Annotated in this window: 16 protein-coding genes; 6 read left to right on the forward strand and 10 right to left on the reverse strand. The window is 69.3% G+C overall.

The genetic code is table 11. The features are described from left to right. Nucleotides 1-13 precede the first annotated feature (13 nt). From HXX10_RS10565 to HXX10_RS10580, 4 genes are all read right to left on the reverse strand, one after another. Complete coding sequence (locus HXX10_RS10565; protein ID WP_296522176.1) at nt 14-2,962, reverse strand: bifunctional [glutamine synthetase] adenylyltransferase/[glutamine synthetase]-adenylyl-L-tyrosine phosphorylase; 2,949 nt, start codon at nt 2,960-2,962, stop codon at nt 14-16. Nucleotides 2,963-2,993: 31 nt separating this feature from the next. Continuing rightward, nucleotides 2,994-4,466: an ATP-binding protein gene (locus HXX10_RS10570; RefSeq protein ID WP_296522146.1), complete on the reverse strand. Its 1,473-nt coding sequence runs from the start codon at nt 4,464-4,466 to the stop codon at nt 2,994-2,996. Further along, a complete protein-coding gene (locus tag HXX10_RS10575; RefSeq protein ID WP_296522177.1) occupies nt 4,450-5,127 on the reverse strand; it encodes a response regulator transcription factor in 678 nt (225 codons plus the stop codon). Before HXX10_RS10575 ends, HXX10_RS10570 begins: the two co-directional genes overlap by 17 nt. 349 nt (nt 5,128-5,476) lie before the next feature. After that, entirely contained in the window at nt 5,477-7,030 is a 1,554-nt protein-coding gene (locus HXX10_RS10580) for a Do family serine endopeptidase (protein WP_296522147.1), read from the reverse strand. Between the two features lie 287 nt (nt 7,031-7,317). On the opposite strand from HXX10_RS10580, the gene corA reads away from it, so the two are divergent. Continuing rightward, entirely contained in the window at nt 7,318-8,379 is a 1,062-nt protein-coding gene (corA, locus tag HXX10_RS10585) for a magnesium/cobalt transporter CorA (protein ID WP_296522148.1), read from the forward strand. Nucleotides 8,380-8,912: 533 nt separating this feature from the next. Continuing rightward, nucleotides 8,913-9,884, forward strand: coding sequence for a tripartite tricarboxylate transporter substrate binding protein (locus tag HXX10_RS10590; protein WP_296522149.1), 972 nt, complete (start codon nt 8,913-8,915; stop codon nt 9,882-9,884). A 55-nt stretch (nt 9,885-9,939) separates the two neighbouring features. On the opposite strand, the gene HXX10_RS10595 is transcribed toward HXX10_RS10590, so the two are convergent. Next, nucleotides 9,940-10,836: a FadR/GntR family transcriptional regulator gene (locus HXX10_RS10595; RefSeq protein WP_296522150.1), complete on the reverse strand. Its 897-nt coding sequence runs from the start codon at nt 10,834-10,836 to the stop codon at nt 9,940-9,942. Nucleotides 10,837-10,880: 44 nt separating this feature from the next. Between HXX10_RS10595 and HXX10_RS10600 the strand changes: the two genes are divergently transcribed. The 4 genes from HXX10_RS10600 (at nt 10,881) to HXX10_RS10615 (ending at nt 14,057) form a co-directional block, all read left to right on the forward strand. Further along, nucleotides 10,881-11,276, forward strand: a complete 396-nt coding sequence (locus HXX10_RS10600; protein WP_296522151.1) for a hypothetical protein — start codon at nt 10,881-10,883, stop codon at nt 11,274-11,276. Between the two features lie 18 nt (nt 11,277-11,294). After that, nucleotides 11,295-12,206: a dihydrodipicolinate synthase family protein gene (locus HXX10_RS10605; protein WP_296522152.1), complete on the forward strand. Its 912-nt coding sequence runs from the start codon at nt 11,295-11,297 to the stop codon at nt 12,204-12,206. Between the two features lie 5 nt (nt 12,207-12,211). Beyond that, nucleotides 12,212-13,192 carry a hydroxyacid dehydrogenase gene (locus HXX10_RS10610; protein WP_296522153.1) on the forward strand — a complete coding sequence of 327 codons (981 nt, stop codon included), beginning with the start codon at nt 12,212-12,214 and terminating at the stop codon, nt 13,190-13,192. A 70-nt stretch (nt 13,193-13,262) separates the two neighbouring features. Continuing rightward, on the forward strand, nt 13,263-14,057 hold the full coding sequence (locus HXX10_RS10615; RefSeq protein WP_296522154.1) for a TIM barrel protein: 795 nt from the start codon (nt 13,263-13,265) through the stop codon (nt 14,055-14,057). A gap of 31 nt (nt 14,058-14,088) precedes the next feature. Here HXX10_RS10615 and otnC read toward each other — a convergent pair whose 3' ends face one another. The 5 genes from otnC to HXX10_RS10640 are packed head-to-tail and all read right to left on the reverse strand — an operon-like array spanning nt 14,089 to nt 19,546. Beyond that, nucleotides 14,089-14,721, reverse strand: a complete 633-nt coding sequence (otnC, locus tag HXX10_RS10620; RefSeq protein ID WP_296522155.1) for a 3-oxo-tetronate 4-phosphate decarboxylase — start codon at nt 14,719-14,721, stop codon at nt 14,089-14,091. Between the two features lie 20 nt (nt 14,722-14,741). Beyond that, nucleotides 14,742-16,022 carry a 3-oxo-tetronate kinase gene (gene otnK / locus HXX10_RS10625; protein ID WP_296522156.1) on the reverse strand — a complete coding sequence of 427 codons (1,281 nt, stop codon included), beginning with the start codon at nt 16,020-16,022 and terminating at the stop codon, nt 14,742-14,744. A 58-nt stretch (nt 16,023-16,080) separates the two neighbouring features. After that, entirely contained in the window at nt 16,081-17,025 is a 945-nt protein-coding gene (locus HXX10_RS10630; protein WP_296522157.1) for a 3-hydroxyacyl-CoA dehydrogenase, read from the reverse strand. Nucleotides 17,026-17,076: 51 nt separating this feature from the next. Further along, nucleotides 17,077-17,808, reverse strand: a complete 732-nt coding sequence (locus tag HXX10_RS10635; RefSeq protein ID WP_296522158.1) for an ABC transporter ATP-binding protein — start codon at nt 17,806-17,808, stop codon at nt 17,077-17,079. Beyond that, entirely contained in the window at nt 17,795-19,546 is a 1,752-nt protein-coding gene (locus tag HXX10_RS10640) for a branched-chain amino acid ABC transporter ATP-binding protein/permease (protein WP_296522159.1), read from the reverse strand. The genes HXX10_RS10635 and HXX10_RS10640 overlap by 14 nt, the downstream gene beginning before the upstream one ends. Nucleotides 19,547-19,553 lie beyond the last annotated feature (7 nt).

Raw genomic sequence — 19,553 nt, forward strand, 5'->3', positions numbered from 1 at the left:
CCGCGCCGGCCCGCTACGGCTCCTCGCCCAAAATCCGCACGAAGCTCGCCCGCACCCGCTCCTGGGTGTCGGACAGGTGCGCCTCGAGACTGGGGAAATCGGGCACGTCGGCGGCGCGGGTGAGCAGCGCCAGCAGGCCGGCGCCGGCCGCCTCGGGCTTGAACGGGCCGCCCAGGCACAGCCGCAGCACATGGGTGAGGTCGTGGAAGAGGCGCGCCGCCGGGCGCAGCACCTCGGCCTCCTCGACCGGCAGCAGGCCGTGGCGCGCCGCCTTGTCGAGCACCCTTATGGTCGACGTGTCGAGGATCGCCGGCGTCGTCGCCGCATGGACGAGCTGCAGGTACTGGGCGATGAACTCGATGTCGATCAGCCCGCCGGCGACGTATTTGAGGTTCCAGCGGTCGTCGTCGCCCTTCTCGGTGGCGATGGCGCGGCGCATCTCGACGACGTCGCCGGCGACCGCCGTGGCGTCGCGCGGCACGCACAAGACCTCGCGGATCGCCCGCTCGACCGCGACCGTGAAGGCCGGCGACGCCGACACCACGCGGGCGCGCGTCAGCGCGAGATGCTCCCAGGTCCACGCCTCGGTGCGCTGATAATCCCGGAAGGCGGCCAGCGACGTCGCGACCGGCCCGGAGCGCCCGGACGGGCGCAGCCGCATGTCGACATCGTAGAGCCGGCCGTGATTGGTCTGGGTGGTGAGCGCGTTGATCAGCCGCTGGGTGAAGCGCGCATAGTACTGGCTGCCGTAGAGCGAGCGGGGACCGTCCGACTCCGGGCGGGACTCGTCGAAGTCGTAGATGACGATCAGGTCGAGATCGGACGAGGCCGTCATCTCGCGGCCGCCGAGCTTGCCCATCGCCAGCACGGCGCTCTCGCCGCCGGCGAGCTTTCCGTAGCTCGCCGTGAAGCTCTTGCTGATCGAGCGGTGCAACGCCTTGATGACCACGTCGGCGAGCCCGGCGAAGGAATCGCCCGCCTGCACGGCCGAGACGGTGCCGGACAGGATTCTCGCGCCGATCAGGAACATGTGCTCCTGGCCGAACAGCCGCACGCGGTCGAGGAAGTCCTCGTCGGAGCGCGCCTGCGCCAGCGAGCGCTCGAGCTCGGCATCGAGCCGCGCCGCGTCGGGCAGCGCGCCGAAGAAGGCCGGGTCGATCAGCGGGTCCATCACCTGCGGATGGGCCGCCAGGATGTCGGCGAGCCGCGGCGCGGTGCCGAGCAGCAGGGCGACCAGGGCGACCAGATCCGGGTTCTGATTGAGAAGGGCGAACAGCCGCGCGCCACCATGCAGGCCGTTCAGGAAGTGGTCGAAGGCCAGCACGGCGCCGTCGGGATTTTCCGAGCTGGCGAGCTGGTCGAGCAGCATCGGCACGAGCTGGTCGAAATGGTTGCGGGCCGTCTCGCCGCGCAGGCCGCGCGGCGCACCGGAGAGCCAGCGCCGTACCGTGGTCGACACCTCGAGCGGCGCCCGGAACCCCATGGCGCCGAGCTTGTCGAGCGTCTCCTTCTCGTCGCGATCGGGCGGAAAGGAAAGGCCGCGCTGCTCGGCCGCACGCGCGGCGGCGTCCTCGAACAGCGCCGCGTAATGGCGCTGCACGACAAGCATCTCGGTGAGCAGCGCCTGCGCGAAGCCGTCGCGCCCTTCGAAACCGAGGAAACGGGCGAAGCGATCGAGCGCCGGCCGGTCGGAGGGGAGATTATGGGTCTGCTCGTCGGCGACCATCTGCAGGCGGTGCTCGACCTCGCGCAGGAAGCAGTAGGCGCGGGCCAGCTCGGTCGCCGCCTCCGGCGCGATCCACTGCCCGTCCGCCAGCACGTCCAGCATGGCCAGCGTCTCGCGCCCGCGCAGCACCGGGTTGCGACCGCCGGCGATGAGCTGCTGCGTCTGCACGAAAAACTCGATCTCGCGGATGCCGCCGCGGCCGAGCTTGACGTTGTGGCCCTCGACCGCGATGTCGCCATGGCCCTTGTAGGCATGGATCTGGCGTTTCATCGCGTGGACGTCGGCGAGCGTCGCGAAGTCGAGATATTTGCGCCAGACGAACGGCGTCAGCTCCTTCAGCAGAAGCCCGCCGAGGGCGAGGTCGCCGGCGCAGGGCCGCGCCTTGATGAAGGCGGCACGCTCCCAGTTCTGGCCGATGCTCTCGTAATAGCCGAGCGCCGCCGGCACCGAGACGGCGACCTGGGTCGAGGCCGGATCCGGGCGCAGGCGAAGGTCCACCCGAAAGACGTAGCCGTCCTCGGTGCGCTCCTGCAGCAGCTTGATCAGCGTGCGGGTCAGCCGCACGAACAGGAGCGCGGGCTCGATGCCGGGCGCCAGCGGCGCCGTCGGATCGAAGAACACGATGAGGTCGATGTCGCTCGAATAGTTGAGCTCGTGCGCCCCCATCTTGCCCATGGCGAAGACGACGTAGCCGCAGTGCTCCTCGATATGGTCGGGGTCTGGCGGCACCAGCTTGCCGGCCCGCATGGCGCCGAGCAGCAGATGGCGCACGGCCGCCCGCACGGCCGTGTCGGCGAGGTCGCTGAGCGCCCGGGTCACGTGCTCCAGCGGCCACACGCCGCCGATGTCGGCGAGCGCGATCAGCAGCGCCGACTCGGCCTTCAGCCGGCGCAGCAGCCGCATCACCTCGGCGTCGTCCCGACTCTGCGCCGCCGCCCGAAAGGTCTCCGACATACGCTCGCGCAGCCGCGTGGCGGGATCGGAGCGAAGCAGCGTGACGAAGCGAGCCGGATCGCGCCGGATCAGCTCCCACAGGAAGGGCGAGCCGTCGGCCAGCGCCTCGGTCAGGGGACGCAGCAACGGCTGCGCCGCAGCCAGCCCGGCGAACACCGCCCCGGCCTCGCCGGCGCCGGCGAGCCAGTCGTCGACGGCCTTGCGGGCCGCCTCGGGGTCGGCCGAAAGCGGCGCCCGCACGAGGCGTTGCGCCAGCGTCTCAGGACCCTGGTCCACGGCCATCGCTGCCGGTTGGTGAGCCACGAAAGAACCTTCAGGCGGGCGCCGCACGAGGAAGGGACAGGATGACCCGAAGACCCGGCGCATTGTCTTCGAGCCGTAATTCCCCTCCATGGAGCCGCGCGATCGCGGATGCAAGGCTCAATCCGAGCCCGGAGCCGGGCTGCGAGCGGCTCTGCTCCAGCCGGACGAATCGGTCCAGCACCCGGCTGCGGTCGGCCGCGGCGATGCCGGGTCCGCGGTCGGCGACCGCGATCTCGACCCGGTCGCCCACAGTCGCGGCCGTCATCACCACGTCGGCCGACGGGCGGGCCGGGAACATCGGCGGCGGATCGGGCAGCACCGGGGCACCGGCACCGGCCTCGGCCGGGATCAGCGAGGCCGCCGGCACGACCGTCTCGGCCGCGTATTTGATGGCATTGTCGATCAGGTTGGCGAGCGCCTGGCCGATCAGCTCGCGATTGGCCTTGATGGGCGCGGGCTGCGCCGCCTCGACCCGCAGAGCGAGCCCCTTCTCCTCGGCCAGCGGCTCGTAGAGCTCGCCGACATCGCGGGCGATCTCGGCGGCATCGAACACCGTCATGTCGGCGCGCGGCTCGCCCGATTCGGCCCGGGCGATCATCAGCAGGGCGTCGAAGGTGCGGATCAGCCCGTCCGACTCCTCGAGGGTGGCTTCGAGCGCCTGCCTGTAATCCGCCTCGCTCCCGCCGTGGCGCAACGCCGCCTCGCTGCGGTTGCGCAGCCGGGTCAGCGGCGTCTTGAGGTCGTGGGCGACATTGTCGGTGACCTCCTTGAGGCCGCGCAGCAGCGTCTCGATGCGCTCCAGCATGGTGTTGAGGCTCGAGGCGAGGCGGTCGAGCTCGTCGCCGGATCCGCCGACCGGCAGCCGGCCGCCGAGGTCGCCCGCCATGATGACGCGCGCCTTGTCGGTCATGGCGTCGATGCGCCGCAGCACCCGCCGGCTGACGAACACGCCGCCGGCGATGCCGAGCACCACCACGATGGCGACCGACCAGCGCCCTGCCGTCGCGACTATGCGGAAGAGATGCTCGCGCTCGGCGAGGTCACGGCCGACCAGCAGGCGGAAACCGCCCGGCAGCGCGGTCACCCGCACCAGCGCCGTGTGCTCGTCGGCGTCCGGCTCCTCCAGTCGGCGATAGGTGGTCTCGACCCAGCCGGACCGCTCGATGATGCCGGGCTCCAGCGAGGCGACGTTGCCGGCGACCCCGGCGCCGTTCGGCGTGGTCACCAGATAGAGGCTCGACCCCGGCTGATTGGCGCGGCTCTCGACGATGTAGACCAGCCGGCGCAACCCGGCCGACTCGTACTGGCCGGTGAGCTCGGTGATCTCGCTGTCGACCGTGCGGGCGATCTGCTCGTTCATCAGCCGCCGCGTGTTGAGGGCGAAATAGGCGAGCAGAAAGGCGGCGAACAGCGCCACCACCAGGAGGTAGACCAGGGTGAGACGGAACGCCGTCGTCTGCAGGAGCTTAACGAGCGCCGTCACGGATCATGTACCCCGCCCCGCGCACCGTATGCAGGAGCGGCTGCGCGAACCCCTTGTCGATCTTGGACCGCAACCGTGAGACATGGACGTCGATCACGTTGGTCTGCGGATCGAAGTGATAATCCCACACGTTCTCCAGCAGCATGGTCCGCGTCACCACCTGCCCGGCATGCTTCATCAGGTATTCGAGCAGGCGGAACTCGCGCGGCTGCAGCACGATCTCCTCCTTGCCGCGCACCACCCGGTGCGACAGCCGGTCGAGCTCGAGATCGCCGACCCGGTAGGCGGTCTCCTCGCGGCCGCCGTGGCGGCGCGCCAGGACCTCGATGCGGGCCAGGAGCTCGGCAAACGAATAGGGTTTTGCCAGATAGTCGTCGCCGCCGGCACGAAGACCCTTGACGCGGTCGTCGACGGCGCCGAGCGCCGACAGGATCAGGGCCGGCACCGTGATGCCCTTGGCGCGCAGCGCACCGATCACCGACAGGCCGTCGCGCTTGGGCAGCATGCGGTCGACGATCAGCACGTCGTAGGACTCAGCCAGCGCCAGGCCGAGCCCCTCCTCGCCGTCGGCGGCGTGATCGGCGACATGGCCGACCTCACGCAGCGCCTTGACCAGGTAGTCGGCGGCGTCGCGATCGTCTTCGATGACCAACAGGCGCATGGTGAGGACCTTCCCGTCGGGAGCGGCGCGCCCCTCGACGGTTGGCGCCTCGGCCGACGGCATTCGCAGCATGGGCGACATGGCCCGCCTCCGTCCGGAGAAGTAGCGGCCCGGCCCGGCGAACACAACCGCACCGGGGATCGGGATCGCATCGCGGCCGGATTGCGCCGGGGCCGCATGTGAAAGAGGGGACGACGGCGGACCACCGTCCCCTCCAACGACGGACCCGGCGGGGCGAGGATATGCCGGAACCGCCCGTTCGATGGAGCGAAGGACGGGCATGGGGCCCGTCCCTCTCCGAGGCTGCTGGGCGGGGGCGACGGGTGCCGAGGCAGCCCCGAGGTGGCGGTCAGCCCTTGCCGAGCGGCACCGCGACGAAGCGGGTGTTCTGGCCGGACTTGACGCGCATCAGGACGGTCTTCTTGCCGCCCGACTGGGCATCGGCGAGCGCCTTGCGGACGTCGGCCGGGGAACCGACGGTGGCGCCGCCGACATCGAGAATGACGTCGCCGGTCTTCAGCCGATCGCCGGCGGCACCGTCGGGATCGACCTGGGTGACGACCACGCCCTCGCTGCCGCCGCCGGCGACCGCACCGGCCGGGGCCAGCGTCAGGCCGAGGCGCGGCACCTTCATGTCGGCGCCGCCGCGGCCGCCGCGCTCGGTGTCGGTGCCGGCCTTGGCGACCATCTCCTTGGGCAGCTCGCCGAGCGTCATGGTGAGCGTATCGGTCTTGCCGTTGCGGAAGACCTCGAGCTTCACAGTGGCGCCGGGCGCCATCGTGCCGATGGTGCGGGCGAGCGTGCGGGCGTCCTTCACGGGCTCGCCGTTGACGGCCGTGATGACGTCACCCGCCTTTATGCCGGCCTTGGCGGCCGGGCTGCCGCTCTGCGGCTCGGCGACCAGCGCGCCCTGATCGGTCTTCAGGCCGAGGCTGTCGGCGATCTCGGCGTTGACGGGCTGGATCTGCACGCCGATCCAGCCGCGAGTGACCTGCCCCTTGTCCTTGAGCTGGGCGACCACCGAGCGCACCGTCTCGGACGGGATCGCGAAGGCGATGCCGACCGAGCCGCCCGACGGCGAGAAGATCGCCGTGTTGACGCCGATCACGTTGCCGTCGACGTCGAAGCTCGGGCCGCCGGAATTGCCGCGGTTCACCGGGGCGTCGATCTGGATGAAGTCGTCATAGGGCCCGGCGCCGATGTCGCGGCCGCGCGCCGAGACGATGCCGGCCGTGACGGAGCCGCCGAGGCCGAACGGATTGCCGACCGCCAGCACCCAGTCGCCGATGCGCGGCGCCTTGTCGGCGAGCGCCACGGCCGGGAAGTCGGTGCGGCCGTCGACCTTGATGAGGGCGAGGTCGGTGCGCGGATCGGTGCCGATCACCTTGGCCGTGTAGGTCTTGCCGTCGTCGGTGGTGACCTGGACGCTGTCGGCCTTGTCGACCACGTGATTGTTGGTGACCGCGAAGCCGTCCGGCGTGATGAAGAATCCCGAGCCCTGGCCGGTGCTGAACTGACGGCGGCGCTGGCGCTGCTGGTCGGGCATGCCGTCCTGGCCCTGGCCCTGGCCGAAGCGGCGGAAGAAGAACTCGAAGGGCGAGCCCTGACCGAACGACTCCTCGTCGTTGCGGGTGCCGATGCGCGGGGTGTTGTCGCTGACCTGGACCTTCACCGAGATCACGGCGGGCTTCACCTTCTCGACGATGTCGGCGAAGCCGGCGGGGCGCTGCAGGTTCTGGGCATAGGCGGGCGTCAGCAGGGACGAGCGATTGCCGCCCGGGCCGAAATCGGGATGGACGAACAGCACGCCGGCACCGAGTGCGCCGACGGTCGCCATCAGGACGAGACGCCGCGCCGAGACGATACCGCGCGCCTTCTGCTTCAGGGTGTCTTTCTCGATCATCAAAGGCTCCATCGTGGTCGTGTCGGCGGCGCGAACCGCATCACCGTGAGCCGGAAGATGGCGACCCGAGGATTACCGTGTCCTGACCGCGGGATTAAACCTTGGTAAGGTTGGCTTTCAGGAGATAGTCCTTTTATGACAGCGACTTAGTCGCCTCTTCGACGGCCGACCCGGCAGCGCCGCTTGGCGGGCCGGGGCGCGCAGGTTAAATCGACGCTCGACTTTTCGCTCATCGCCGCCCCGCGGATTCGCCCGCGGTCCGGCCGAGACCGACAGATGACCGACAGATGACCGATCCCCAGGAATCCCCGATTCGGCGCGAGGTGCTCGCGGCGCTCACGCCGGGCGGACCGGGCGCCCCGGTGCCGCTGCTGCACGAGTCCGGCGTCGTCAACGCCGTGGTCTATCGCGAGGGCCGGCGCCTCACCGACATCGCCGTCGACGACGCAGGCGCCTGGGCCGAGCGCCCCGGCCACGTCGTCTGGATCGGCCTCTACGAGCCCAAGCACGACCTGCTGGCCCGCGTGCAGCGCCAGTTCAAGCTCCACCCGCTCGCCATCGAGGACGCCGAGAAGGCCCATCAGCAGCCCAAGCTCGAGCAGTACGGCGACACGCTGTTCGTGGTCGCCCGCACGGCCCAGATGGTCGACGGTCGCATCGCCTTCGGCGAGACTCATCTGTTCGTCGGCCGCGGCTATGTGGTGAGCGTGCGGCACGGGGCGTCGAATTCCTATGCCCAGGTGCGCCATCGCTGCGAGGCCGCGCCCGAGATGATGATCCAGGGCGAGGACTACATCCTCTATGCGGTGCTCGACTTCATCGTCGACAATTACGCGCCCGTGCTGGAGACCATCACGGACGAGGTCGAGGGCATCGAGGACCGGGTGCTGGAGGAGAGCCTGGACGCCTCCTCGATCAATCGCCTCTACATGTTGCGGCGCGACCTGCTGCGGCTGCGCAACACCGCCGGCCCGCTGGTCGACGTCTGCCAGCGGCTCGAGCATTCCAAGCTGACCGCCATCGACCCCGACCTGCAGCCGCTGTTCCGCGACGTCACCGATCACATCCGCCGCGTCCAGTCGGAGATCGACACGCTGCGCGAGGTCTTGGCCTTCGCATTCGAGGCCGGCTTGATGGTCGGACAGATGCAGCAGACCGTGATCACCCGCCGCCTCGCGGCGTGGGCCGCCATCCTGGCGGTGCCGACCGCGATCGCCGGCATCTACGGCATGAACTTCAAGCACATGCCGGAGCTCGAATGGGAGTTCGGCTACTACGCGGTGGTCGGCGGCATTCTCGCCATCTGCAGCGGACTGTTCTGGTGGTTTCGCCGGGCCGGGTGGCTGTGAGTCGGCATTGCCGTTGAAGCCCTGAGTTTCCTTCGTCGTCCGCGCCTTCACTCCCGCGGGCGCCGATCGCCTGCCGCAACCGTCCGACCAGTCTCCTCGACACCGCCCCGACCGGGCCGGCCTGACGTCGGCCGGACGGCTGGGGAGCGCGCGCATTTTGCCTCGCCGGCACGCCCTCGGGCGGCCCGCCTACGGGCCTGCGCGCCCGGCCCGCTTGCGCTCGATAATGTTTTATGGTTATCATAAGACTTGAGATCGAGATCGTCGCCTTGCGGGCCCGCGAGGGTCGTTTCGCGCGGCGCGAGGAATTGGCTTTCCCGGATGGACGCGCGCCTCGTCATCGCAGTGGGCCCCTCCTGTTCCCCACGGTTCAGCGTCGTGTGTCCGGCATCGCGCCGGCTCACCGACACTCGATTGCCGGCGCGCCAGAGCAGGCGGGCCGGGCCGGCCGCTCGCCCGCCCGCTCCGCCGACACATCGGATCAGAAGAGATCACGCGATCGCCTCGACCAATCGTCGAGGAGGAGGACCACGATGGAACTGAAGAGCCTGCTGGCGGCTGCCGTCCTGTCCGCCGCTCTGATCGTCCCTGCCGCGACCCAACCCGCCTATCCGACCCGTCCCGTGAGGATGATCGTGCCGTTCGCGGCCGGCGGCGCCGCCGACGTCTTCGCGCGCATGATCGGGCAGCATCTGCAGAACAAGCTCGGACAGCCGTTCATCATCGAGAACATCGGTGGCGCGGGCGGCGCCATGGGCCTCGGCAACATCAGCCGGGCAGAGCCCGACGGATACACGGTCGGGATCGGCGGCACCGGCGGCCTCGCCATCGCGCCGTCGCTGTTCGCCGGCAAGCTGCCCTACGACGTGAGGAACCTCGCGGCGGTGAGCCAGGTCAGCGAGGTGCCGAACGTCCTCGCGATCAACCCGAACCGCGTCGCGGCCCGCTCGATCGGCGACTTCATCGCCCTTCTGAAGGCGAACCCCGGCACAGTCACCTACGGCTCGGCCGGCGTCGGTTCATCGCAGCATCTCGCGGGCGAGTTGTTCCAGCAGATGACCGGAACCAAGATGATTCACGTCCCCTACAAGGGGTCGAGCCCGATGATCACCGACCTGATCGGCGGCCAGATCGACGTCGCCTTCGACAATGGCCCCCTGGTGTTGTCGACGGCGCAGTCCGGCGGCATCGTTCTGCTCGGGGTGGCGACGCTGGAGCCCGCCCCGTTCGATCCCAAGCTGCCGATGATCGCCGAGACCGTCCACGGATACCAGGCGAATGCGTGGCACGTGGTCGTCGTGCCGACCGGCACGCCGAAACCGATCGTCGACACGCTGGCCACGGAAATCCAGGCGTTCATGAAGCGGCCCGAGACGGTGAGGAAGATGGCCGAACTCGGCTCGGTCGCCGTGTCCGCGACACCGGATGTCTCGGCCAAACGAATCGCCGACGAGATCGTGCTGTGGCGCCGGGTGATCGAAAAAGCCGGCGTCAAGCCGCCATGAACGCCGAGACAGCGATCGCACGGCCATGCCGCAAGGCGCTCCGATGCCGCGTCGATCAGTACTCGCAACGCAGCAGGCAGTTGTCCATATGACGCCGCATCGCCTCGCTCGCCCGCTCGGCATCGGCGGCCGCGATCGCATCGAGGATCGCCTCGTGCTCGGCGACGACCTGCTCGGCCTCCCGGTTCTGGCCGACGCCCCGCGAGGTGAGAATGCTTTCGCGAATGTGGTGGCCGAGAAAACTGATGAAGCTGGTGAACAGCTCGTTGCCGGTCGCCTCGGCGATGGCGCGATGGAAGGAGAGATCCTGATCGACCGCGGGCTCGCCCCGCACCATCGCCTGCGTCATGGCTTCGTGGGCGGCAGCCAGACCACGAAGCTGCTTCTTGTTTCGCCGGGCGGCCGCGAGTCCTGCCGCCGTCACCTCCACGCCGACCCGCAACTCGAAAATCCGCCGCGCCGCCTCGGACTTGCGGTGCGGGCTGGTCGGGATCCGGAAGGGTTGGCGCACGCCCGCCTGGGCGACGAACACGCCCGAACCCTGGCGCGATTCGATCAGACCTTCCGCGCGCAGGCTCGAAATCGCTTCGCGAATGACGGTGAGGCTCACGCCATACTGTGCGGCGAGCTGCTGTCCGGTCGGCAGCTTGTCGCCGGGTGCGAGCGCGCCGCTGGTGATGGTCTCCGTCAAGGCTCGCGTCACATGATCCGCGAGGCTCGACCGAGCCATGTCGATTGCCGTCATTCGTGCCCTCCGGGGGTGCGCGCGGCTCCGAACCCGGCGGCCGGTGTGCGCGTCGCGTCGCACAGTGTAATGGTAACCATAATTCTCCGCCGTTTCAATCGGATCGAGTCGGCGCGCCCGACGCGCGACCCGGTCGCGTTCGACGACCGACCGTCTCGGCGTCGGAACGACGGCGGTCGGCGCACCCGAACCGCCCCCGCTCGACACCCACCACACCGAACCGGCGGATGGCCTGATCAGGAGAGACGACGATGAGAGTGCTGCAACGACGAGAGATTCCGAAAGAGCCGCTGGTCGGGCGCGTCCTGCAGAAGGCGATCGGAAAGGGCTCCGCCAGCGAGAGCACCAAGATGACGATCGCCTTCTGCCGCTATTCCGCCGAGAGCGGCCCGATGGAGCCGCACCAGCACGCCGAAGAGACCGTCTACATCATCGACGCCAAGGACGGGTGGATCCGGAAGGGGCCGTCCAAGACCGACCTTCCCGAGACGGTGAGGGTGGCCGAAGGCACTGTTCTGCACTTCGCCGAGATGGAATGGCACGTCTTCGAATACGGCGACGGCGGATTCATCGACGCTCTCTGCATCTACGGGCAGGTCGACAACATCCGCCCGGAAGAAATCCTGAGCAGCTCCAGCAACACCTGAAACCGAAGAAGCAGCAGAATGTCCAAGAAGTACATCGGGGTCATCCCGCCCGTCGTCACCCCGGTCGACGCCGACGAGAATGTCGACGAGGCCGGATTCCGAAAGCTGATCTCCCACTGCATCGACAACGGACTCCACGGCATCTTCGTCGCCGGCTCCAACGGGGAGTGCCTGGCGCTGACCCAGGCGGAGCGCGACCGCGCCATCGGAATCGCCATCGACGAGGCGGCCGGCCGCGTGCCGGTGATGGCCGGCACCATGGATTCCTCCACCCGCCGGGTGATCGAGAACACCAAGCGGCTCGAGCAGATGGGCGGCACCTGTGCGGTGGTCACGCCGGTGTTCTACGCCCGGCACGCGACGCAGGACGAGAGCGTGCGGCACTTCGAGGAGATCGCGCGGCACACCAGCATCGACCTGATGATCTACAACATCCCGCCGTTCACCGGACAGACCCTGAAGCCCGACACGATCTTCAAGATCGCCGAGATCGACAAGGTGGTCGGCTACAAGGACACATCCGGTCTGCTTCCGGACTTCATGCGCTGCCTCGCCCATTTCAAGGGGACGGACTTCATTTTGCACCAGGGCGCGACCAACCTGGCCGTGCCCAGCATGCTGCTCGGCGCGGACGGCTACATCCCGTCGCTGGCGCCGCTGTTCCCGTTGCCGCACGTGAAGCTCTACGACCACGGCCGGGCCGGCGACATCGCGAAGACGAAGCTCTGGGGCGAGATCGTGGACCGCGCCTGCACGGTCTACCCCATGGCGAAGAGCCAGACGTCGTCGACCAAATTCGCCCTGAGCCGCCTCGGCTTCTTCGACAAGCGGCCGATCCGGCCGACCGAGCCGGTTCGCGCCGACGAGGAGAAGGCGATCAGCGCCCGGATCGACGAGGTCTTCGAGATGATCCGCTCGGCCGAGGGTTGATCCGCATGCAAAGAGTTCTGCTCTCGCACCGGCTCTATCCGGACGGCATGGCCGAGCTGGCCGGCAAGGTCGACGTCGTCGTCACCGGCAACGGCGACAGCGACCAGATCATCGGAGAGCTCGAGCGGGCCGACGGCTTCATCCTGCGGATCGGCAAGATCGACCGCAAGGCGATGCTGCGCTGTCCGCGACTGAGGGTGATCGCGCGGCCGGGAGTCGGCGTCGACAATGTCGACGTCGGGACCGCGACCGAGCTCGGGATCCCGGTGGTGATCGCCCCACGGGTCAACTCCCGGTCGGTCGCCGAGCACGCGATCGCCCTCGTCTTCGCCGTCGCCAAGAACATCGTCGAAAGCGACGTCGAGGCCCGCAAAGGCAATTTCGAGATCCGGGAAAAATACGCCTCCGTCGAGTTGCTCGGGCGCAAGGTCGGCGTCGTCGGCTTCGGCAATATCGGCCGCGAAACCGCGGCGCTGGCCGCCGCCTGCGGCATGCCGGTCGGGGTCTACGACCCGTTCGTGGCGCGAGCGGACATCGAAGCCGCCGGCCATCGCCATTACGGCGAGGTGACGGATCTTCTGCGCGATTCCGACGTCGTCACGCTGCACATTCCGTCGACGCCGGACACCAGGCGTCTGATCAGGTCGGAGACGCTGGCCCTGATGAAGCCAGATGCCTTCCTGATCAACTGCTCGCGCGGCGACCTCGTCGACGAGGACGCGCTGCTCGAGGCGCTGCGTGACGGCAGGCTCGCCGGCGCCGGGCTCGACGTGCTGCAGCAGGAGCCGATGAAGGCCGGCCACCCGCTGTTCGCCCTCCCGAACGTCGTCGTCACCCCGCATCTCGCCGCCCAGACCCGCGAGGCGACCGCACGCGGCGTGGTGATGGCGGCGCGCGGCACGCTCGCCGTGCTGGCCGGGCAGCGATGGGAGAACGTCGTGAACAAGGCGGCCTACGACCATCCGCGGTGGCGGACCGAAGCCTGACGGACGCTTCGTCTGCCGCGGCACGGGCGTCGCCCGCGCCGGATCCTCACCCTCCACCCGACGGTGCGCGATGTCCCGCTTCTCCGCCAATCTCGGTTTTCTGTTCGCCGATCGCCCCCATGTCGAGCGCATCGACGCCGCGGCGGCCGCCGGCTTCGCCGCCGTCGAGATGCACTGGCCCTATGACGTGCCGGCCGCCGTGCTGCGGGAGGCTCTCGACCGCAACCGCGTCGCCATGCTCGGAATCAACACGCCGGTCGGCGACCGCGCCCGCGGCGACAATGGCCTCGCCGCGATTCCCGGCCGGGAGGCGGAGTTCGCCGCCGCCTTCGACCTCGCACTGTCCTATGCCGTCGCGCTCGACGGCACCGCCGTGCACTGCATGGCCGGGGCGGCACCGATCGACGCGGCGACCGAGCGGACCTTCGTGACGAATCTCGCCGCTGCAGCCGACAAGGCGGCCACAGTGTCCAAGACGATCCTGATCGAGCCTCTCAACGACCGCGACGCGCCGGGCTATTTCCTGCGGCAGGTCGAGCAGGCCGCCGCCGTCATCGCGATGGTCGGCCGGGGCAACGTCAAGATCATGTTCGATTGCTACCACGTCCAGATCATGGGCGGCGACATCGTCCGCCGGTTCGAGCGCTTTCGCGATCTCGTCGGTCACGTGCAGATCGCCGCCGTGCCGAGCCGGGCCGAGCCCGACGAGGGCGAACTCGCCTACCCGGAGATCTGCCGCACCTTCGACCGGCTCGGCTGGGCCGGCTGGATCGGCGCCGAGTACAAGCCGCGCGGCCGCACCGAGGACGGCCTCGGCTGGCTCGCGGCGCATGGCGGCCCCGGCGGCCGCGCGACGGCGCCGTGACAGGGCGCCGAAGCTACGGCGTCCGGACGACCTATTTCGGAAATGCCGCCGTCAGCTCGTCGACCTGGGCCGGCGTCAACAGCCGGGTGGGGCGACCCTGGAGCAGCACCAGCAGCTTCGCCGTCTCCTCCAGCTCCTCGGCGGCGTAGACCGCGGTCTGGAGATCCGTCGCGCTCACCACCGGGCCGTGATTGGCCAGCAGCACGGCCGCATGGGCCCCGCCGAGCGCCCGCACGGCGTCGCCGAGGCGCGGATCGCCGGGCCGCATATAGGGCACGAGCTTCACCCGGCCGACCCGCATCACGACATAGGGCGTGAGCGGCGCGACGCAGTCGTCGGGATCGAGATCGGCGAAGCAGGACAGTGCCGTCGCATGGGTCGAGTGGAGGTGGACCACGGCCCCCGTCCCCGGACGGGTGTCGTAGAAGGCCCGATGCAGAAAGACCTCCTTGGACGGCTTGTCGCCGGACACGTGGCGGAAGTCACGGTCGAGCTTGGAAATGCGGGCGGGCTCGAGGAAGCCGAGGCACGAATTGGTCGGCGTGATCAGGATCCCGTCGTCAACCGCGACGCTGATATTGCCGGCCGAGCCGACCGAGAAGCCGCGCTCGAACAGCGAGCGCGACAGGCGCACCAGGAGGTCCCGGGCGGCGGAGTCGGTCATGGTCGTCGTCCCATCCTGTCCTATCGTGCCGTCTCGTCGGCGAGCATGCGCAGCGCCTTGTCGAAAAAGTCGGGCGCACCGAAATTGCCGGACTTGAGCGCCATGCCGAGGCCGTCGACGTCTTCGGCCACCAGCACCGGCACGCCCGGATCGATCTCCGGGCCGATGCGGAAGGACGACACCCCCAGCGCCGACACGACCGCGCCGGCGGTCTCGCCGCCGCCGACCACGATGCGCCGCACCCCGGCGTCGAACACCGCCTTGGCGGTGACGCCGAACAGGCCGGCGAGCCTTTCGGCGATCTCGTCGCGTCCATGGCGCACCTGCAGGTCCGTGATCTGCTCGGGCCGCGCCGACGAGTAGACCATCGGGGCCCGGCCGCGGTTCTCGCAGATGAAGGTCACGAGCTGCTGCGGCGTCGTCTCGCCGGCCATCACCTTGTCGACGTCGAGCGCCAGAACCGGGTGCGATCGGCGGTGCGTCTCGATCTGCCCGAGGGTCGCCTGCGAGCAGCTCCCGACCAGCAGGGCTTCCGGTCCGGTGATCGCCTTGACGGCGGGCGCGCCGCCCTCGGCTGCTCCGGCCTTGATGAAGTTCCGCGGCAGCCCGAGCGCGATGCCGGAGCCGCCGGTCATCAGCGTCGCCTCGGCGCAGGCCTGGGCGATGCTCAGGAGATCGCCGTTGGTCAAGGCGTCGACGACCACCAGCCGGTCACCGCGCGCCGCGGCTGCCGCCAGCCCGTCCCGGATCGCGGCCGCCCCTTGCGCGACCGTGCCCCAGTCGACCAGACCGACCGGCTCCTGCGTCTGGCGGCGAAGCCAGCGGCGCAGATCGGCGTCGGTCATCGGGTTGAGCGGATGGTTCTGCATCCCCGACTCGTTCAACAGCCGGTCGTGGACGAACAGATGGCCTTTGTAGATGCTGCGCCCGGCGTCCGGAAAGGCCGGGCAGGCAATCACGCCCCTGACGCCCAGGCGATGCGCGAGCGCCTCGCCGACCGGGCCGATATTGCCCTCGGGCGTCGAGTCGAAGGTCGAGCAGTACTTGAAGATGATCTGCCGGCAGCCGCTCGCCAGCAGGAAGTCGAGTGCCGCGAGCGACTGGGCGACCGCCTCGGCGGCCGGGATCGAGCGGCTCTTCAGCGAGACGATGGCGGCCTCGATGTCGGCCGCGGCCGGCGCGGTCGGGATGCCGAGGTACTGGACCGTCCGCAGTCCCCCCTCCGGCGCGAGCCCCTTGGCGAGGGTGTTGGCGATGTCGCTCGCACCGGTGAAATCGTCGGCGACCACTCCGAGCAGCATGTCCGTGGCTCTCTGCTGTAAAGACGTCAAAAATCCCGGCGACGGCACCGCGCCGCCGTCAGGCGTTCTCCTTCAGGACCGCGCGCTTGGCCCGGACCAGCGCCGCGAGACAGCGGTCCCGCCACGCCTTGCGGGCGTCGAGCTGATCGGTCGGCGTCTTGGCGCGACGCTCCGCCTCGACCTTCGCGACGAGCGCATCGCTCCAGCGCCGCGGATCCGCCTGCTCCTTGGCGACGTCGTAATACATCGGCCCGAGCTTCTGGCAATAGTCGGGCACGCCGCCCTGCGCGTTGAGGTCGATGGTCTCGAACGGGCCGATGAAGAACCAGCGCAGGCCGAGCCCGTCGGTCACGGCGGCGTCGAGATCGGCGGCCGAGCAGATCCCGTCCTCGACCAGGCGGAACGCTTCGCCGAGCATCGCGCCCTGCAGCCGGTTGACGATGAATCCGTTGATCTCCCGGCCGAGCCGGATCGGGACCTGGCCGATCTGGCGCATCAGGGCGTCGGTGCGCTCGATCACGCTCGGCGCGGTCCACGGCGCCGGAACGATCTCGACCAGCGGGATCAGATGCGGCGGGTTGATCGGATGCGCCACTACGCACCGCTCGCGCCCGGGGATGTCCGCCGTGAACGACGAGGCCGGCAGGCCGGAGGTGGAGCTGGCGATCACGGCGTCGGCCTTCGCCAGCGGCGCCATCTCCTTGTACAGGGCCTGCTTGATCGGCAGCCGCTCCGGCGCGCTCTCCTGGATGTGGTCGGCATCGCGCACCGCGTCGGCGAGGTTCGTCGTCGTCTTCAGCCGGGCCAGCACGGCCTCCGGCGACTGGCCGCCGAGCAGATCCTGCTTCGCCAGGCCCGGCGCGGACGACTTGGCAAAGCTCAAGGCGACGTCCAGCGATGCCTGCGACGGATCGTAGAGCGTCACGTCGAAGCCGGCCCGGGCGAACACCAGGCTCCACGAGCCGCCGACCAGGCCGCAGCCGACGAGGGTGATCTTCATCATGTCAGGTCGTTCCTTCTATCCGATCGAGTTGGTCGGGGCCTCGCCGTCCACTCATGCCGATGCGGCCAGGCCGCCGAGATAGGCCATGCGGACCTGGTCGTTGTTCCACAGCGCGTCGGGCTTGCCGGACACCAGCAAGGTGCCGGCTTCGAGCACATAGGCGCGATCGGCGACCGACAGCGCCATGTTGGCGTTCTGCTCGACCAGCAGCACGGTGGTGCCACGCTCGCGGATCTGGGAGATGATCCGGAACACCTGCTGGACGATCAGCGGGCCGAGTCCCAGCGACGGCTCGTCGAGCAGCAGCAGCTTCGGCTTCGCCATCAGGCCGCGCGCCACCGCGACCATCTGCATCTGGCCGCCCGACAGCGTCCACGCATAGGCGTGCTGGAGAGGTTTCAGGTCGGGGAAGAAGTCGAGCATGGCGTCGACCTCCCGCTTCAGATCGGCCCGCGCCACGCCCGGGCGATTGGAGGAGCCGAGCAGGATGTTGTCGCGCACCGTGAGGCCGGGAAACAGGCGCCGGCCCTCCGGCACATGAGCGAGATCGAGCCTGGCGATCGCCGCCGTCTTCATGCCGAGGATTTGCGTGCCCGCGAACCGGATCGATCCCGACACGTGCGGCACCAGGCCACAGATCGCCCGCAGCGTGGTCGTCTTGCCGGCCCCGTTGGAGCCCAGCAATGCGACGATCTCGCCGTCGTCCACGGTCAGGTCGAGACCCTTCAGCACGTCGCCGGCGTTGTAGCGGGCGGTGAGCCCTTCCACCTCAAGCAGCTTCATGGCGCGCCTCCCCGAGATAAGCCGCGACGACTTCCGGATGCTTGAAGACGGAGCGCGGATCGCCGTCCGCGATCCGTCGCCCGAAGTTGAGGACGGTGATGTGATCGGCCACCTTCTCGATCAACCGCATGTCGTGATCGATGATGACGATGGTGGTGCCGTGGCCCTTCAGCCGCTTGAGCAGCGCCGCCATCTCGCCCTTCTCGGTGAGATTGAGGCCCGCCGCCGGCTCGTCGAGCAGCAGGATCTCCGGCGAGCCGGCGAGAGCGCGGGCGATCTCGACATAGCGCTGGTGACCGTAGGGCAGATCGCCGACCGGCAGATGGGCCACCTGCCGGAGACCGACGAAGTCGAGCGCCGCGATGGCGCGCTCGACGGTCGCGTCCGTTCCGGACACGTCGTTGCCGGCGCGCTCGGCGCCGATGACGACGTTCTCCAGCACGGTCAGGCCGCGGAACACCCGGATGTTCTGGTAGGTCCGGCACATGCCGAGCCGGTTGCGGTCGTGCGGCGGCAGTTCGGTGATGTCACGACCGCCGAGCCGCACCCGGCCCGCGGTGGCGACATAGAGGCCGGTGATCACGTTCAGCATCGTGGTCTTGCCGGACCCGTTCGGCCCGATCAGGGCGTGGACCGAGCCCTTGCGGACCGCGAGGTCGACGCCGTCGACGGCCTTCAGCCCGCCGAAATGCTTGGCGAGACCGGTGACATCGAGGACGATCGTGTCGGAGACCTCGCCGGTCCGGGCCAGCAGCGGCAACGGCGCGGTGGCGTCGTCCGACAAAGGTCGGCTCTTGACGAAGCGGCCGACCACCAGACCCCACACGCCGCGCGGCATGAAGATCATGATGGCGATCACGGCCCCGCCGTAAACCGCGAGATAGGCTTGGCGCAGGAAGCGCAGCCACTCCGGCAGCAGGACCAGCAGAATGGTGCCGATCACGGCGCCGATCGCCGATTCGACGCCGCCCAGCAGGGCCATGGTCAGCAGGACGATCGCTTCGTTGAAGGTGAACTGATCCGGGCTGATGTAGGAGAAGGCGCCGGCGAACAGCCCGCCGCCGAGCCCGCCGAGCGCCGCGCAGATGCCGAAGGCGACCGTCTTGGTGCGGAAGATGTTGATCCCGCAGGTCGAGGCGGCGATTTCGTTGTCGCGGACCGCCTGCATGGCGCGGCCGAGCCGGCTCTGCTTCAGCAGCGCCGCATAGACCGTCACGGCCACCAGGACCACGAGGCAGAGGCCGAGATAGACCGACCCGCCCTTGAGATCGACGAGGCCGAGCGACGGACGCGGGATGCCGGGGATGCCGTCCGGGCCGTGGGTGAAGCCGATCCAGTTGGTCAGCACCATGGTGACGATCATCTGGAACCCGATCGTCACCATCGCGAGATAGTGGCCGCCCAGCCGCAGCGTGGCGAAGCCGAGGAAGATGCCGGTCACTCCGCTCACCACCACGCCGATGGCGAGCGCGACGAAGAAGGGCAGCCCGTAGTCGACCGTGCCGAGCGCGACGCAATACGCGCCGATGCCGAGGAAGGCCGCCTGGCACAGGGCGATCTGGCCGCAATAGCCGAGCACGATGACGAGGCCGGCGACGGCGATCGTGTAGGTCGCCGCCTGCATCATGATGTTGAGATAGTAGCCGTCGGACGGGGCCACGACGGCGGCACCGAGCACCGCCAGGGCGGCGACGCCGCCGGCGATCAGGATGTTCTTGCGGGAAGACGCGGTGTGCATGATCGCC

Source organism: Rhodoplanes sp. (assembly GCF_013377085.1).
GTDB lineage: Bacteria > Pseudomonadota > Alphaproteobacteria > Rhizobiales > Xanthobacteraceae > Rhodoplanes.

Coding starts and splice junctions, on each gene's coding strand:
- HXX10_RS10630 (WP_296522157.1), bottom strand. CDS start 17,025: ATGATGAAGATCACCCTCGTCGGCTGCGGCCTGGTCGGCGGCTCGTGG.
- HXX10_RS10640 (WP_296522159.1), bottom strand. CDS start 19,546: ATGCACACCGCGTCTTCCCGCAAGAACATCCTGATCGCCGGCGGCGTC.
- HXX10_RS10605 (WP_296522152.1), top strand. CDS start 11,295: ATGTCCAAGAAGTACATCGGGGTCATCCCGCCCGTCGTCACCCCGGTC.
- otnK (WP_296522156.1), bottom strand. CDS start 16,022: ATGCTGCTCGGAGTGGTCGCCGACGATTTCACCGGTGCGAGCGACATC.
- HXX10_RS10615 (WP_296522154.1), top strand. CDS start 13,263: ATGTCCCGCTTCTCCGCCAATCTCGGTTTTCTGTTCGCCGATCGCCCC.
- HXX10_RS10565 (WP_296522176.1), bottom strand. CDS start 2,962: ATGGCCGTGGACCAGGGTCCTGAGACGCTGGCGCAACGCCTCGTGCGG.
- HXX10_RS10590 (WP_296522149.1), top strand. CDS start 8,913: ATGGAACTGAAGAGCCTGCTGGCGGCTGCCGTCCTGTCCGCCGCTCTG.
- HXX10_RS10580 (WP_296522147.1), bottom strand. CDS start 7,030: ATGATCGAGAAAGACACCCTGAAGCAGAAGGCGCGCGGTATCGTCTCG.
- HXX10_RS10635 (WP_296522158.1), bottom strand. CDS start 17,808: ATGAAGCTGCTTGAGGTGGAAGGGCTCACCGCCCGCTACAACGCCGGC.
- HXX10_RS10600 (WP_296522151.1), top strand. CDS start 10,881: ATGAGAGTGCTGCAACGACGAGAGATTCCGAAAGAGCCGCTGGTCGGG.
- corA (WP_296522148.1), top strand. CDS start 7,318: ATGACCGATCCCCAGGAATCCCCGATTCGGCGCGAGGTGCTCGCGGCG.
- otnC (WP_296522155.1), bottom strand. CDS start 14,721: ATGACCGACTCCGCCGCCCGGGACCTCCTGGTGCGCCTGTCGCGCTCG.
- HXX10_RS10610 (WP_296522153.1), top strand. CDS start 12,212: ATGCAAAGAGTTCTGCTCTCGCACCGGCTCTATCCGGACGGCATGGCC.
- HXX10_RS10575 (WP_296522177.1), bottom strand. CDS start 5,127: ATGCGCCTGTTGGTCATCGAAGACGATCGCGACGCCGCCGACTACCTG.